The organism is Barnesiella sp. An55 (assembly GCF_002161555.1).
GTDB lineage: Bacteria > Bacteroidota > Bacteroidia > Bacteroidales > Barnesiellaceae > Barnesiella > Barnesiella merdipullorum.
Window position 1 is genome coordinate 131,928 of sequence record NZ_NFHZ01000001.1, and the last position, 15,115, is coordinate 147,042.

Here is a 15,115-nt window from a genome sequence, read left to right on the forward strand (position 1 = left end):
ATTATGAAAGAGATTCTGACTTTTTTGTCTCAGTTGAGAGAGAATAATAATAGAGAGTGGTTTCAGGCACATAAAGAAGAGTATGACCGATTGCGCCCGATTTTTATCGAAAAGGTGAAGCAACTTATCAATCGAATTTCGCAGTTCGACGACGAGATTGCCGGCCTTGATGCCAAGTCGTGCCTGTATCGCATCTATCGTGATATTCGTTTCTCGCCCGACAAGACACCCTATAAGACCTACATGTCGGCCTATATTGCCAAAGGTGGCCGTAAGAGTTTGCGGGCCGGTTATTATTTCCATCTCGAACCCGGTGGTTCTATGCTCAGCGGTGGGGCATGGTGTCCCGAGCCCAAGTTGTTGAAGGCTCTGCGTCAGGCTATTTATGACAATTACGACGAGCTACAGGAGATTGTCGGGAAACGACAGTTCAAGTCGTTATATCAATTCTGGACAAGCGAAACCCTCAAAATCGTACCTCGTCCGTTCCCTCGCGATTGCGAACAGGCCGAGTGGCTCAAGCGGAAGGATTATGTGGTGGTAAGCCACAAGGACGATAGTTTTTTCGACGCCCCCGACTGGATTGAAAAGGCCGCTCATGAATTTCAAATCATGAAACCCTTCAACGATTTCTTCAACTATACCATCGATGAAGTATATGACTTGTAGTCGTTTGCCGGCTGTCACTTAGTTCAACTCGACCACTGTGATGCCGGCTCCGCCCAACTGCACGTGTTCGTCCTGGAAGTGGGCAACCCCCGGCACGGTCTTGAGGTATTGCCTGATAACCTGCCGCAGCACACCCGTGCCGGTGCCATGCAGAATACGTACCCGGGTACAGCCCACCTGTATGGCGTCGTCTATAAAATAGGTGACAGCCTGCAAGGCTTCGTCGGCCCGCATGCCCCGCACATCGATCTCTTGCTTGAAGTTGAGTTGCTTTTCGCGCATATCCTCGGTAGTCTGCACCCCGAGGAATGTGGCTTTGAGATTTTCTTTCTTGATTTGACTTTTGCTGACCTTCTCCAGCCGATCGGCCTTGAGGGTCGATTTGAGCATCCCGAAAGCTACCGTTACGTTGTTGCCGGCAATCTCGAGGACCTCGCCTACCGAGTTCTGACCCTTCAACCGCACGGCATCGCCCGGAGCAAGCGGCGATGCAGCCACCGGCTGCGGCTGGCTCTCTTCGGCTTTCTTGCGTTGCTGTTTGCGTTTCTTGCGCTCGGCTATCTGCTTGAGTTTGCGACTCACCGGGTCGTTATCGTCGGCGTCGCTCTCTTCGTTGAGTCCAGCCTTGAATTGCTCGAACTTCTGTCGGGCGGCACGCGTCTTCTCCTTCTCGGCTTGTGCCTCTTTGATTTCTCGAATTGTATTCTCGATGCGGGCATTGGCATCGGCCAGAATCTGGGCCGCATCGCCTTTAGCCTGCTTCAGCAGCTCCTTGCGTTGTTTCTCCAAAGCGGTCAAGTCGGCCTCGTAGCGGGCGGTAAGCTCCTCGAGCTTTTTCTCGCGCTGGCGTATGTTCTGGCGCTTACTCTCCCAATAGCGCTTGTCACGAACGATGTCTTGCAGGTATTTGTCCATGTCGATGTAGGCCGAGCCCACCTTTTCGGAGGCCGAGGCAATCACATCCTCGGGCAGACCTATCTTGCGGGCAATCTCGATGGCAAACGAACTGCCCGGGTTACCGATGGATAGTTTGAAGAGCGGCTGCATCAGATGCCGGTCGTAGAGCATGGCTCCGTTTACAATGCCGTCGGTATCCTCGGCAAAGTGTTTCAGGTTCTGGTAGTGGGTAGTGATGACTCCATAGGCCCGTTTCTGGTTGAACCGGTCGAGCAGAGCCTCGGCAATGGCACCGCCTATTTGAGGTTCGGTACCCCCGCCAAACTCGTCGATAAGCAGGAGGCTGTTCTCGTTGGCATTGCGTACGAAGAACTTCATGTGGGTGAGGTGCGAACTGTAGGTGCTCAGGTCGTCCTCAATGGACTGCTCGTCGCCGATATCGATGAATATGTCTTTGAATATGCCGGTGTGGGAATTGTCATACATGGGCACCAGCAGTCCGCACTGCAACATGTATTGCAGGAGTCCTGCCGTCTTGAGACATACCGATTTGCCACCGGCATTCGGTCCCGAGATGAGCAGGATGCGGTTCTTCTCGTCGAGGGTCAGGTCGAGCGGAACGACGGTTTTCCCCTGGCGTTTCAACGATAGAAAGAGTAGGGGATGGACGGCGTGGAAGCACTCGATTTGCCGCCGGTTTTCGAAGTGGGGCAATACGCCACCGGTCTCCAAGGCAAAGAGAGCCTTGGCCCGAATGAAGTCGATTTCGGCCAGGAACTCGTAGGAATAGACTATTGCCTCGATATAGGGGCGCAGTTCGTCGGTAAAAGCGGTGAGTATGCGCACAACTTCCCGACGCTCTTCGCTCTCGAGTTCACGCACCCGGTTGTTGGCCTCGACCACCTCGGCCGGTTCGATGAAGACGGTTTTCCCGCTGGCCGACTCGTCGTGCACGATACCTTTGATTTTACGTTTGTACGATGGTGCTACCGGTATAACCAGACGGCCATCGCGCATGGTGGGGCTTACTTCCTTATCGACAAAACCTTCGCTCTGGGCTGCCCGCAAAATGTTGTTCAAGTTGCGCGATATGCTCGACAGGGTCGAGGCAATGCTGCTGCGTATATGGGCCAACTCGGGCGACGCACTGTCTTTGACATGGCCGAACTTGTCGAGAATGACATCGATACGCTTGATCAGCTGGGGGAAAGCCTCTACTTCCTTGGAGAGTTCATAGAGATAGGGATAACGTATCTCTTCCTCTTCGCCGGGACGCAGAAAACGGATAATACCCTGTATGGTTTCGAGTGAGCGGCGCAGGTCAAAGAGTTCGCCTTCTTCCAAAAAGGTACCTTCGATGCGCACCCGTTTCAACGATGGCCGCACGTCGAAGAAGAAATCGGACGGGAAATCATCGGCCTGCTCGATAATATGCACAAACTCCCAGGTGCAGTTCAATTGCTTGCGGATAGAATCGTAGTCGGTAGAAAACGCCATCCTATCGGTATAGTCCGTGCCCAGTGTACCGAGGCACTTCTCTTTGATGAGCGACCTTATTTGGTCGAAACCTATCTTTTGCTCGAAATTCTGCGGATATATCACTCTTTATGGTTTAAAAAATCACTGCAAATGTAATAAAAAGAGTGAGGATAAATCATATGTGACTGAACAAAACACGGGGCTCGGATGTAATAGCTTATGTATGTAAATAATAAAAAAGTATGGAAGCTATAAGCACAATCTACAAAGATATAAGGCGAATGTTCCAATCGACCGTTCCGCCTTATGTGGCTACTATCAATGATGACTATCACTACGAAGTGTGGGCCATCAAGAAGCAGGCGGGCGAGTCGCAAACATCGGAAGAGCTGCTGGGCTATGTGGCTAAGCATGAGGATGGTGTGACGGTAGGATTTAACAACAAACTGGGCGAAGAGGCTAAAAAGAGAATCTTTTCGAGTTTGCTTCTCTCCAAGATGAATCCTCATGGACGGATATCCATTCACCGCATGACACACCAGCTGCATGCCGACTTGCAAAGTGCAATCGAGAACCTCATGCACTATTATAGCGAGATGAATTGGATTTAATTCGAGACTGGCTTTTGCAAACTGTTGCGAATGAACAGCTATTTTTTGCTCAATAAAACTGTTTTTGGATATTTATTGTTATATTTGCGCCCTATAAATAAGCGCATTTATGACACAGATTGAAACCCATAACGAGGCAGAAGACAAAAAGAGTCTTAATTTCATAGAACAGATAGTAGAAGCTGATTTGAAGGCAGGGAAAAATGGAGGCCGATTGAGTACCCGTTTCCCGCCCGAACCTAACGGCTATTTACATATAGGTCATGCCAAAGCCATTTGCATCGACTTCGGTATTGCCGAGAAATTCGGAGGTACGTGTAACTTGCGTTTCGACGATACCAATCCCGTCAAGGAGGATGTGGAGTATGTCGATTCCATCAAAGAGGATATCCACTGGCTGGGCTTCGACTGGGGCGACCGCTTGTATTATGCATCGGACTATTTCCCCAAATTGTGGGATTTGGCCGTGCGCATGATCAAGGAGGGGAAAGCCTATGTCGATGAGCAATCGTCGGAAGAGATAGCCCGCCAAAAAGGTACACCCACACAACCGGGTATCGAGAGCCCATACCGCAACCGTAGCGTGGAGGAGAATCTCGATCTGTTTGAGCGCATGAACAAGGGCGAATTTGAAGAGGGTCGCTTTGTTCTGCGGGCCAAAATCGATATGGCTTCGCCCAACATGCACTTCAGAGACCCCATCATGTACCGCATCATCAAGCACCCGCACCACCGTACGGGTACGAAATGGAATGTCTATCCCATGTATGACTTCGCTCATGGACAGTCGGACTATTTCGAGGGTGTGACACACTCGATCTGTACGCTGGAGTTTGAGGTACACCGCCCCTTGTACGAGTATTTCGTGAAGGAGTTGGCCGACGACAGCTACTGCCCGCGACAAATTGAATTCAACCGTTTGAACCTCACCTATACGGTCATGAGCAAGCGCAAATTGCTGCAACTGGTAAAAGAAGGTCTGGTAGCCGGTTGGGACGATCCCCGTATGCCGACCCTTTGTGGTTTGCGTCGTCGTGGATATACCCCCGAGTCGATCAAGAACTTTATTCAGAAAATCGGATATACCAAATACGATGGCATCATCAGCGTCTCGTTGCTCGAGCACAGCATTCGCGAGGATTTGAACAAGACTGCCACACGTGTTTCGGCCGTACTCAATCCGGTGAAACTGATTATCACCAACTATCCCGAAGGGAAAGTAGAGTATCTCGACATCGAGAACAATCCCGAGGACCCCGCAGCCGGAACTCACCAGATACCTTTCTCGCGTGAATTGTATATCGAGCGCGACGACTTCATGGAGAACCCGCCGAAAAAATTCTTCCGCTTGGCTCCCGACCAGGAGGTACGCCTCAAGGCTGCCTACATTATCAAATGTACGGGAGTAAAGAAGGATGCCGATGGCAACATCGAGGAGATCTATTGCGAATACGATCCCGAGACCCGCAGCGGTATGCCGGGCAGCATGCGCAAGGTAAAAGGTACGTTGCACTGGGTATCGGCCGAGCATAGCACGACAGCCGAAGTGCGACTCTACGATCGACTCTTCAACGTCGAGAATCCTTCGGAAGAGAAAGATGTGGATTTCAGAGAGTTGCTCAATCCCGATTCACTGAAGGTTATCGACAACTGCCGCATCGAGCCCTATCTGGCCGAGAATGCCAAACCGGGTGACCGGTTCCAGTTCCAACGCACGGGTTACTTCTGTGTCGATCCCGATTCGACCGACGGGCACTTGGTATTCAACCGAACCGTGTCGTTGAAGGACAGTTGGGAAAAACTGAAATCGAAATAAGATATCAATCTGTTTTATATGCTGTCGGATTCCCTGCTGTGCAGAGAGTCCGGCAGTTTTTATCTGAATCCTGAAAAGAATGTCTGCCAAGAGATCCAACGAACTCATAGAACGGTATGAACAGATGCTCGCGGGGAAGGGTAGCTGCTATTTCGACTCCGACGAAATTGACGAGATTGCCGATTATTATGAATCCAAAGGTCAGCTGCCTAAGGCTTTGCATGCGATTGAGTTTGGCTTGAAGATGCATCCCGACGATGTGGACCTGCGTCTCAAGCAAGCTCGGTATCTGCTCTATCTCGACCGGGCCAGCGAAGCCAAGGAGATCATGTCGGATCTGGTCGATTACAGCCCCGATGCTACGCTCATCAGGGCCGAATTGCAATTTCTCGACGGACATGTGAAACGGGCACATGAACTGATGCTGTCTCTGCTCGACAGTGACGACCTGCGTGAGGATATCTGTTTCGAAGCCATCGACATTTATGCCGACTACGACTGTTTCGACGGGCTGGTAGAGTTCGTTCAGAAGGCCGAGACCGTGTTGCGCGACAGCAGGGAGTTGTTGCGCGAGATGGCTGCCATCTGCGAGGATCGATCGGAATATGACCGAGCCATCGTGATATACAACAAATTGATCGACAAGGATCCTTATTCGGTAACCGATTGGTTCTCATTGGCCAAGGTCGAGGCTCTTCTAAAGCATTACGACAAGGCCATAGAGGCTTGCGATTTTGCGCTGGCTGTGAAACAGGACGACGAGGCGGTTCTCTCGTTCAAAGGATATTGCTATTATGACTCGGGGCAGTATGACAAGGCCATAGAGATGTTTAAGGAGTATGCCGAGATGACCCAGGAGAAGTCGGTCGCCTATGAATTGATAGGCGAGTGCTATATCAAACTGGAGGATTACAATCATGCGCTCACCTTCTTTCACAAAGCTCTCGAGGCCGATCCGGGAAATTCGAACATCTGCTACCAGTTGGCGACCTGTTACTACGACCTGGGGAAAATACGCGAGGCTATTGTCTATTTACAGGATACGATAAGTCTCGACGAACGAGATGACGAAGCCCACTCTTTCCTGGGCGAAATCTTTTTACAGGTGGGCGACTACGAGAAAGCCTATCGTCATTTGTCCCGATCGCTGGCACTGAATAGCGATGACCGGGAGACGTTGCGGTTGAAGGGCGTAGCTTGCCTGCACATGGGATACTACGAAGAGGCCATACAGGCATTTGAAAAGGTACTCCAGGAGGATATGTATGATTTACAAACTCGCTTTAACCTGGTGCTTGCCTATGCCCGGAACGGGAATGAGACCGAAGCCGAGCATCAAATAGAACTCATCGACAAGATGGCCCATACGTTCGATTTCGGAGAACTGCCTCAGGAGGAACAGCAACAGTGGAAAAATGTGCAGAAGGCCATTCAGTCGCTCAAGGATTTTCTGTTGGGGAGTATCAAACCCGATGAAAACAAAGAATCCCTTTCATAGGAAGGGATTCTCGGTACGTTCAATGCCTATCTCGGTCTCGGGTCCATGCCCGGGATAAACTACCGTTTCGGAGGGCAAAGTCAAAAGATTTTTGTGGATCGACTCAATCAACTGACGATGGTTCCCGCCGGGGAAATCGGTGCGCCCGATACTCAACTGAAAGAGGGCATCGCCTGTGAGTACAAATCCCGATTCGGGTACATAGAAAGCCAAACTGCCCGGCGAGTGTCCCGGTACGGCAATAGCTCGAATCTCTTCTTGTCCAAGGACAAAGGTGTCGCCATGGTCGATGTATTGCCCTATGGGTTCAATCTTTCCCTTGAAAGGAATACCAAACGCCTGGCATTGTTGTGGCATGAGTTGTAGCAGAAACTCGTCGGCCTGTGAGGCACAGAGCGAGACTCCGTATTTTTGAGCCACAAACGCATTGCCAAAGCAGTGGTCGAAGTGCAGATGGGTGGCCAGCAGGTATTTCACCGTCAGTTGGTTGTCGCTAATGAAACGGGCCAGAGTTTCCTCCTCCTTGGTGTAGTAGCACCCGGCATCGACAATGGCACACTCCCGGCTGTTATCGTTCCATAACACATAGCAGTTTACCGGGAGCATATTGAAATAAAAACGGGTTATCTTCATGATGCCTATCGTTTGACAATCTGTACATAGATTACCTTCTTCGTCTCGAAGTACTCCTCTTTGAAGTAATCGCTCAGGTTAAAGACAATCGAGGTCTTTTTGACCGGAGCTATTTCGCTTTGCAGGTCGCCACCTTTGAGACAGAGCAAACCGTTGGGCAGTGCATTGTGTTGCTCTTTTCGAATATTTTTTCTCACCAGTTTCAATAAATCGGGCAGGGGCATGACTGCCCGACTCACCACAAAATCATACTCGTTTTTATTCTCCTCGACACTCCCGTGCTGGAAGGTGACATTCTCGAGGTTTATGGCTTCGGCCACGCTTTGGGCCACCTTGATTTTCTTGCCCACGCGATCGATCAGGTGGAACCGGCACTCGGGAAAGAGAATAGCCAGTGGAATCCCCGGAAATCCGCCGCCGGTACCTACATCGAGAATGGTTGTGCCGTCGGTGAATTCAATCGCCTTGGCAATACCCAGCGAGTGAAGTATGTGGTGGAGATATAGGTTGTCGATATCCTTGCGGGAGATGACATTTATTTTGGAGTTCCAGTCGGTATATAATTCGCCCAAAGCCTCAAACTGGCTCTCTTGGGTGGGGGTAAGATTCGGGAAATAGGTTTTGATATATTGCATGTGGTTTTATTTAATGAGTCGTCTTACGGGGCTCTCGGGTAACAGGAACATCTCTATCTCCTTGAAGGGGACTTTTATATGCACCTGGCCGGTGGCATAGCAGGCAATCTCGTAGGGATTGAATACCCAGCAGAGTGCATCGTCGGTGAAATAGAAGTTCTCGTTAGCTTCGATATTTTCGGTGTCGAAGAATCCCAACTCCAGCAACGAGTCGGGCGCGGCCAGGTCGAGACTCTTGAGCAACTGATTCAGCAACACCTGATTTACCTGATCCATCGACTCGGGTTTGAAGATATCCTCGAGAACGATTCGGTGCCAGTTCGACAGGTCTATCGTATAAAACAGATCGGAGTACATGCCGTGGGCTCCACCCGTATATTCCGAAGTAGAGAGGTCGTAGCTGATAATGTCGTTATGGTTATAAATGGCCGTGATGTTATATTCAAAATCCCAGTCACATGAGTAGGAATCGCCATCATTACTCAACTCTTTCTCAAACTCGGGCTCAAGCTCCTTGTAGGCACCTATGTGCGAAGCTACCGCTTTTTTAGCTGAGCTTTCAAATAGAGAGTCACTGGCATATTCATCGCCAAAGATCAAAGGAGTGAGCATCTTTTGCAATCGCACACCATCGCTGTCCTGTTTGTATTTTACGGGGATATCCATGGTTATGGATACTTTACAAGCCGGTTGGGCAGTGTCGCCCGAGAGATGATAAGCCTCTTTGATAACCACTTCTTTTATGGCAACCGTATCGACAATCGTCTCGTTCGATTGGCTGTTTTTGGAATTGCAGGAGTATAAACAACATAATAGAGCGATTATACCCAGTAACGATACCTTTTTCATAGACGTAAGTTTTTTACAAAAATACGCCTTTTATCGGGCCTGGCAAGGGAAAGAGAGAAAAAAAGCGAAGCTCCTGGCATGAATGTTTGCAAGACAGACAGATGGCTTTTGGAGAAGCGTATGTCACGTTTTTCATATATCACCAGCAGGCAGAGTCGAAAGAATTGCGTACCTTTGTGGCAAAGAGTCCCATGCGAAAAGGGCTTTGTAAACACAGTCAATATGTTACAAATCGGAAAATTCAATAAACTCAAGATCGTGAAGACGGTCGATTTTGGCGTTTATCTCGACGGGGGCGAGAAAGGTGAAATTTTGCTGCCTCGTAAATTCCTACCGGCACAGCCCTGTACCGAGGGTGATGAATTGTCGGTCTTTGTGTATCACGACTCTGAAGACCGTTTGATTGCCACCACACAACAGCCCTATGTACAGGTGGGGCAGTTTGCCCGCCTGCAGGTCAAGTCGGTGAACCGGGTAGGGGCTTTTCTCGATTGGGGCATAGAGGCCAAGGATTTGCTGGTGCCGTTTCGCGAGCAGAATGGCGAGATGCAACCTGGCCGGTACTATGTGGTCTATGTCTATCTCGATTTTGCTACCGGGCGCATCGTTGCTTCGGCCAAGCTCGACAAGTTTCTCGATAATGTACCTCCCGAATATACCCCCAACCAACCGGTCGAGATATTAATCGTGCAAGAGACCCAACTCGGATACAAGGTTATTATCAACGATTTGCATTGGGGCATCATTTACCACAACGAGATATTCCAGCCAGTGGCCATCGGCGAGCGCTTGCAGGCCTACATCAAGCAGGTGCGCGACGACGAGCGGATAGATGTATCGTTGCAACCAACGGGATATGAAAAACGTATCGACCCGTTGAGCGATCTCATTCTTCAAAAGCTGGATGAAGCCGGAGGCCGTTTGCCCCTCTGCGACAAATCGCCGTCCGATGAGATTGCCCGTTACTTCCAGTGCAGCAAAAAAAGTTTCAAAAAGGCGATAGGGGCGTTGTACAAGGCTCGCCGCATCGTCATTGGCGACGAGGAGATTCGTAAAGCTTAGCCGTTATCTTTTGGCAAGTTAAAAGAACTTTTTTCTACAACTGTTGTTTAAGAGTTGTAAAGTTTCCTTTGGGGAGACCCTACGACTTTTAACAGGTACTAAACAACAAAAACAGTTATGAAAAGAGTTTTCATTATGTTGGTCGTCGTGCTGGGAAGCGCGGGACTGCTATTCGCTCAAAAAAGCAACCAAAAGGAGGTGAAACAACTGCAAAATTTCCTGCAGCAGACCTCGGCCAAAGGCGATGCCAATTATGTGCGCCTGGGCATTACCAATATCAATAACCCGGCTACATGGAAAGGGGTGACCTGGAGCGACGGGCGCGTCATCTCGATTGAGTGGTCGGAGAAGGAACTGGCCGGTGAGCTTGACCTGGCCGGATTCACGGCCTTGCAGAAGGTCGATTGCTCGCGCAATCAGCTCACGGCAATCGAGGTGTCGGGATGTACCGCCCTCAATACATTGAATGTGAGTCGCAACAAATTGTCGGCCTTGAATATAGACAACTGTCCGGCACTCATTAAACTCGACTGCTACAAAAACCGGCTCACCGATTTGTCTCTCTCGGGGTTGCCGGGATTGAAGAATCTGAATTGCTCGAACAATCTGTTTGTCGAACTCAACGTAAACGGAGCCCAACAGTTGCAGAGCCTGAATGTACAAGGGTGTCACCTCGAGTCGTTGATGGTCGATAGCTGCGAAAACCTCAAGAATCTTTATTGCGGCTACAACAAACTCACCAGCCTGAACCTTTTCGGTACCGTGAGTCTGTCGAACCTGAATATCGATGACAACGAGATATCCAATATGGTCATTTCGAAACTCCCTTCGCTCACCTCTTTTGTATGCAGCGATAACAACATGACTACACTGGGGGTGCTCAATTGCACGGCCCTGTCCGATCTGGTCTGCTCCTACAACGATCTCACCACTTTGAATCTCGAGGGTAGCAATAACCTGTATTTTGTCGATTGCTCCTATAACGATCTCACCAATCTCGACTTGAGCAACCGCACCATGCTGCAACGGCTCATCTGCAACAACAATCAGTTAAATACGCTCGATGTGTCGTTCTGTCCCAATCTGGTTTATATCAATTGCCGCTATAACCAGATAATCGATTTGCGCACAATAGGCGACAGCAACTTGCGCATGATTGCCTGTCAGTGGAATTTCTAAACATTCGGTATCCCCTTATCCAACCGAAAGAGAGATTGCAACAACCCCATTCCAGGGGGAGTAGCAATCTCTCTTCTTTATTTTGGTCAATGCTATGTCTGTGTCGGAGGAAGAGGTCGGTTACTCTTCGGAGGCGGCCTCTTGTTTGCGGTACTCCTCGATCATATATCCTTTGACCTCTTTGAAAAGACGCGTAGCGAAAACGAAGTCGTTCAGCGCTTCATTTGACGAGGTGAATATCTTGTTTTTGTTGCCTACCCATTCCCGATGACCCTTGTTGATGAAGACGATATTCTCGCCGATACCGATAACCGAGTTCATGTCGTGTGTATTGATAATGGTCGTCATGTTATACTCGTGGGTAATATCGCTCAATAGTTCGTCGATAAGAATCGAGGTTTTAGGATCGAGTCCCGAGTTGGGCTCGTCGCAGAACAGATATTTGGGATTCAGGGCAATAGCTCTTGCAATGGCAACCCGTTTCTGCATACCACCACTAATCTCCGAAGGATAGAGGTCGTTCACCCCCTTCAGATTCACACGCTCGAGACAAAACTCAGCACGTTTTTTACAAGTGGCATAATTGTCTCGGGTGAACATGCGAAGAGGGAACATCACATTTCCCAAGACCGTTTCCGAGTCGAACAGGGCCGATCCCTGGAACAACATTCCTATTTCGGTTCGCAGCACTTTGGTTTGGGCCGATGTCATGGCCATAACGTCACGACCGTCGTAGAATATCTTTCCCTGGTCGGGACGCAACAAGCCCACGAGACATTTCATCAATACTGTTTTACCCGAGCCGCTTTGTCCAATAATCAGATTGGTTTTACCCGAGTAGAACTTGGCGGAAACATCGTGTAGAATCTCTTTTCCGTCGAATAGCTTATATACGTTGCTTACCGTTATCATCAGAACAAGATTTGTGTGAGCACTACATCGAGGAGCAATACAATCACGCTGCTGACCACAACCGAGTCGGTACTGGCTTGTCCCACCTGCAAGGCTCCGCCTTTGACGCGATATCCATAATACGAAGCCACACTGCTGATCACGAAGGCAAAGAACAGGGCCTTGAATATGGCTTGCCAAATGTAATACTCGACGAAGAAACTTTGCAGACCGTAGATATATTTCGAGACCGAAATAATGTCGGTAAATTGGGCTATGAGATAACCTCCCACAATACCGCTTGCCATGCTGAAGACAACCAGCACGGGAATGAACGAAACCATGGCGACAATCTTGGGAAGAATAAGCAGATTGGCCGAATTGACGCCCATGATTTCGAGGGCATCGATCTGCTCGGTTACCCGCATGGTGCCTATTTCTGAAGCAATATTCGAACCGACTTTACCGGCCAGAATGAGACACAAAATCGACGAAGAGAACTCCAGCAGAATTACATCGCGAGTGGCCAGTCCCACGGCATAGGCCGGGATAAGAGGCGACACCACGTTTTTCTGCATCTGTATGGCGATAACCGCACCAATGAAGACCGAGATGGTAATCACGATGGGAATAGAGTCGATGCCCAGTTTATAGATCTCGGCAATATATCGTTTGAAAAATTCCCGCCAGCGGTCGGGGCGGGTGAATACCCGCTTCATGAGCAGGACATAATCTCCAAATTTTCTTAAAGAATCGACTATAATCATATCCGTTACTTTGGAATATCAAGGAACAAAAGTAGTGAAAAAGATTGATGTACGGCAATTCTTTCTCACCGAATTAAAACGGAACCATTTTATTTCGCAAAAGTGGCGCATGAATTTCTCTATTTCACTATCTTTGCTTCTCAATTGAGAGAATCGAAATGCCAGACCGCATGAGGGTAGGGCAAAGCTGTCGAGTCATATAGCTGCACAGCTTCTTCTCTCTGGTTGAGTAAAAAACGCAAATAGATAAAATATGTTCTCCAAACTTTTCAAACATCGGGCCGATGCTGCCGAAACGAAAGCCCAAGCTCTTGCCGATGTGCAACCGGTCAATCCCGAGGCTACGGGCAACAATATGGTGCTACGCACCGAAGATCTGGTGAAGAAGTATCGCCAGCGCACGGTGGTCAACCATGTGTCGATCGATGTGACACAGGGCGAAATTGTAGGATTGCTGGGCCCCAACGGAGCCGGAAAAACAACGACCTTCTACATGACTACGGGTTTGATTACGCCCAATCAGGGACATATTTATCTCAACGATCTCGACATTACCGACTATCCCGTGTACAAGCGGGCACAAATTGGTATCGGTTATTTGGCACAAGAGGCATCGGTATTCCGCAAGCTGTCGGTCGAGGACAACATTCGTTGCGTGCTCGAGATGACTCCCACGACCAAGGAGTATCAGCGTGAGAAACTGGAGAGTCTCATTGCCGAATTCAGGTTGCAGAAGGTGCGCAAGAATCTGGGCGATCAACTGTCGGGTGGCGAGCGGCGACGCACCGAGATTGCCCGCTGTCTCGCTATCAGCCCCAAGTTCATCATGCTCGACGAACCTTTTGCCGGGGTCGATCCCATTGCCGTGGAAGATATTCAATCGATTGTCTATAAATTGAAAGAGAAGAATATCGGTATCCTCATTACCGACCATAACGCACCCGAGACATTGAGTATTACCGACCGTGCCTACCTGTTGTTCGAGGGAAAAATCCTTTTTCAAGGCACTTCAGAAGAACTGGCCGAAAATCCTATTGTGCGTGAGAAATACCTGGGCCGCAACTTTATCTTCCACCGGAAGAAGTTTCTTTAATCCCACGGGAGGCCAAAAATACTTTTTTATAGAACAGATAGAGCAGGAGGGCCGTAGCCACAAGGCTTACCCAGGCCAGCCATCCGGTCGAAGATTGCGCCGTGCCCAGTGCCTCCATCGCATTGTCCGAGGCATTGCCCGTAAAATAGGAGATGCAGGCTACCATGCTGTTGTTGAACATATGCCCGAAGATGGGCAACCACAGGTTGCGGCTCCATACCAACAGATAGCCGAAGAAAGCACCCAGCAGCAGTCGGGGGAAGAATCCGTAGAACTGCAGGTGTATGGCACTGAACAGGAAAGCACTGATCCATACAGCCCAGTGAGCACGACGGCTTTTACCCTGCACGACTTGCTGGAGAATACCCCTGAATACCATCTCTTCGCCCATGCCGGTGAGAACACCTATCCCCACAATGATTGCCAGGAAATGAGGTAGCGATTTAATTTGCATCAACTGCTCGGTCACAACCGCAGCAGCTTCCTCCTGCTGACGCATCCACGCCTCGATACCGCTAAAAGCTGCGGGTAGAGAAATCGACTCGTTCCATTCTACCAACCGGTTGAACATGGGGGTAGCCACAAAATAGAGCAGCACAATGCACAACAACTCGACCAGTCGAGGCACCTTGTTCAGATGAAGCCCCCGACTCGCATCGCCCCAAAAGAGCATGGCCGCAAACCAGGCTGGCAAGATGAACATGCCTATATTTTGCAGATACATGCCTATCAGCAGGGCATATTCACCTTGCACGAAAAGCATGGGTATGGCAATGACAAACACACCACACAAGATGAGTATCAGCAATACGATGAGCTTCACACCCACCGACGATTGACGAATATATTCGGTAAGTTTCATAATATTTCTTTTTTCATTTCAGGGGGTAAAGATAGTATAAAAACAGCAGGTCGCCCAGAGAAAAGCGTCGTTTTGATTGCCCGGTAAGATTATTTTCTGTTTCTTTGTATAGTATGCAACCCCAGGCTTTGGGTACAAATGATGAAGTCCTGGCAGAGCAATGTATAGATAGTT

The 15,115-nt window shown here is 49.4% G+C and carries 14 protein-coding genes; 7 read left to right on the plus strand and 7 right to left on the minus strand.

Features of this window, described 5'->3' with window-relative positions; all coding sequences use genetic code 11:
- A complete protein-coding gene (locus B5G10_RS00545) occupies positions 1-669 on the plus strand; it encodes a DUF2461 domain-containing protein (protein WP_087422944.1) in 669 nt (222 codons plus the stop codon).
- Positions 670-687: 18 nt separating this feature from the next.
- Here B5G10_RS00545 and B5G10_RS00550 read toward each other — a convergent pair whose 3' ends face one another.
- Positions 688-3,168: an endonuclease MutS2 gene (locus tag B5G10_RS00550; protein ID WP_087422824.1), complete on the minus strand. Its 2,481-nt coding sequence runs from the start codon at positions 3,166-3,168 to the stop codon at positions 688-690.
- 119 nt (positions 3,169-3,287) lie between these two features.
- On the opposite strand from B5G10_RS00550, the gene B5G10_RS00555 reads away from it, so the two are divergent.
- The 3 genes from B5G10_RS00555 to B5G10_RS00565 all read left to right on the plus strand — a co-directional run bounded on the left by B5G10_RS00555 (position 3,288) and on the right by B5G10_RS00565 (position 6,970).
- Positions 3,288-3,656, plus strand: coding sequence for a hypothetical protein (locus B5G10_RS00555; RefSeq protein WP_087422825.1), 369 nt, complete (start codon positions 3,288-3,290; stop codon positions 3,654-3,656).
- A 109-nt stretch (positions 3,657-3,765) separates the two neighbouring features.
- A complete protein-coding gene (locus B5G10_RS00560; protein WP_087422826.1) occupies positions 3,766-5,472 on the plus strand; it encodes a glutamine--tRNA ligase/YqeY domain fusion protein in 1,707 nt (568 codons plus the stop codon).
- Between the two features lie 79 nt (positions 5,473-5,551).
- Positions 5,552-6,970, plus strand: coding sequence for a tetratricopeptide repeat protein (locus B5G10_RS00565; protein WP_087422827.1), 1,419 nt, complete (start codon positions 5,552-5,554; stop codon positions 6,968-6,970).
- Here B5G10_RS00565 and B5G10_RS00570 read toward each other — a convergent pair.
- The 3 genes from B5G10_RS00570 to B5G10_RS00580 are packed head-to-tail and all read right to left on the minus strand — an operon-like array spanning position 6,965 to position 9,087.
- Positions 6,965-7,603 (minus strand): MBL fold metallo-hydrolase, encoded by a 639-nt coding sequence (locus B5G10_RS00570; RefSeq protein WP_087422828.1) that lies wholly within the window; start codon positions 7,601-7,603, stop codon positions 6,965-6,967. The genes B5G10_RS00565 and B5G10_RS00570 overlap by 6 nt on opposite strands.
- Before the next feature lie 5 nt (positions 7,604-7,608).
- Complete coding sequence (rsmG, locus tag B5G10_RS00575; RefSeq protein WP_087422829.1) at positions 7,609-8,238, minus strand: 16S rRNA (guanine(527)-N(7))-methyltransferase RsmG; 630 nt, start codon at positions 8,236-8,238, stop codon at positions 7,609-7,611.
- A gap of 6 nt (positions 8,239-8,244) precedes the next feature.
- Complete coding sequence (locus tag B5G10_RS00580; protein ID WP_087422830.1) at positions 8,245-9,087, minus strand: DUF3298 and DUF4163 domain-containing protein; 843 nt, start codon at positions 9,085-9,087, stop codon at positions 8,245-8,247.
- Between the two features lie 222 nt (positions 9,088-9,309).
- Here B5G10_RS00580 and B5G10_RS00585 point away from each other — a divergent pair, with 222 nt between their 5' ends.
- Complete coding sequence (locus B5G10_RS00585; protein WP_087422831.1) at positions 9,310-10,149, plus strand: S1-like domain-containing RNA-binding protein; 840 nt, start codon at positions 9,310-9,312, stop codon at positions 10,147-10,149.
- Positions 10,150-10,266: 117 nt separating this feature from the next.
- Positions 10,267-11,328 carry a hypothetical protein gene (locus tag B5G10_RS00590; RefSeq protein ID WP_087422832.1) on the plus strand — a complete coding sequence of 354 codons (1,062 nt, stop codon included), beginning with the start codon at positions 10,267-10,269 and terminating at the stop codon, positions 11,326-11,328.
- 120 nt (positions 11,329-11,448) lie between these two features.
- Here the strand turns inward: B5G10_RS00590 and B5G10_RS00595 are convergent, their stop codons facing one another.
- Positions 11,449-12,240 (minus strand): ATP-binding cassette domain-containing protein, encoded by a 792-nt coding sequence (locus B5G10_RS00595; RefSeq protein WP_087422833.1) that lies wholly within the window; start codon positions 12,238-12,240, stop codon positions 11,449-11,451.
- Positions 12,240-12,980: an ABC transporter permease gene (locus B5G10_RS00600; RefSeq protein WP_087422945.1), complete on the minus strand. Its 741-nt coding sequence runs from the start codon at positions 12,978-12,980 to the stop codon at positions 12,240-12,242. The genes B5G10_RS00595 and B5G10_RS00600 overlap by 1 nt, the downstream gene beginning before the upstream one ends.
- Before the next feature lie 361 nt (positions 12,981-13,341).
- Here B5G10_RS00600 and lptB point away from each other — a divergent pair, with 361 nt between their 5' ends.
- Positions 13,342-14,079, plus strand: a complete 738-nt coding sequence (lptB, locus tag B5G10_RS00605) for an LPS export ABC transporter ATP-binding protein (protein WP_087407755.1) — start codon at positions 13,342-13,344, stop codon at positions 14,077-14,079.
- Here lptB and B5G10_RS00610 read toward each other — a convergent pair.
- Complete coding sequence (locus B5G10_RS00610) at positions 14,051-14,941, minus strand: type II CAAX endopeptidase family protein (protein ID WP_087422834.1); 891 nt, start codon at positions 14,939-14,941, stop codon at positions 14,051-14,053. The genes lptB and B5G10_RS00610 overlap by 29 nt on opposite strands.
- Positions 14,942-15,115: the final 174 nt, after the last annotated feature.

What these genes read in the sequence shown, in the direction of transcription:
- B5G10_RS00555 (WP_087422825.1), top strand. Translation starts at nt 3,288, where the DNA reads ATGGAAGCTATAAGCACAATCTACAAAGATATAAGGCGAATGTTCCAA.
- B5G10_RS00560 (WP_087422826.1), top strand. Translation starts at nt 3,766, where the DNA reads ATGACACAGATTGAAACCCATAACGAGGCAGAAGACAAAAAGAGTCTT.
- B5G10_RS00565 (WP_087422827.1), top strand. Translation starts at nt 5,552, where the DNA reads ATGTCTGCCAAGAGATCCAACGAACTCATAGAACGGTATGAACAGATG.
- B5G10_RS00570 (WP_087422828.1), bottom strand. Translation starts at nt 7,603, where the DNA reads ATGAAGATAACCCGTTTTTATTTCAATATGCTCCCGGTAAACTGCTAT.
- rsmG (WP_087422829.1), bottom strand. Translation starts at nt 8,238, where the DNA reads ATGCAATATATCAAAACCTATTTCCCGAATCTTACCCCCACCCAAGAG.
- B5G10_RS00580 (WP_087422830.1), bottom strand. Translation starts at nt 9,087, where the DNA reads ATGAAAAAGGTATCGTTACTGGGTATAATCGCTCTATTATGTTGTTTA.
- B5G10_RS00585 (WP_087422831.1), top strand. Translation starts at nt 9,310, where the DNA reads ATGTTACAAATCGGAAAATTCAATAAACTCAAGATCGTGAAGACGGTC.
- B5G10_RS00590 (WP_087422832.1), top strand. Translation starts at nt 10,267, where the DNA reads ATGAAAAGAGTTTTCATTATGTTGGTCGTCGTGCTGGGAAGCGCGGGA.
- B5G10_RS00595 (WP_087422833.1), bottom strand. Translation starts at nt 12,240, where the DNA reads ATGATAACGGTAAGCAACGTATATAAGCTATTCGACGGAAAAGAGATT.
- lptB (WP_087407755.1), top strand. Translation starts at nt 13,342, where the DNA reads ATGGTGCTACGCACCGAAGATCTGGTGAAGAAGTATCGCCAGCGCACG.
- B5G10_RS00610 (WP_087422834.1), bottom strand. Translation starts at nt 14,941, where the DNA reads ATGAAACTTACCGAATATATTCGTCAATCGTCGGTGGGTGTGAAGCTC.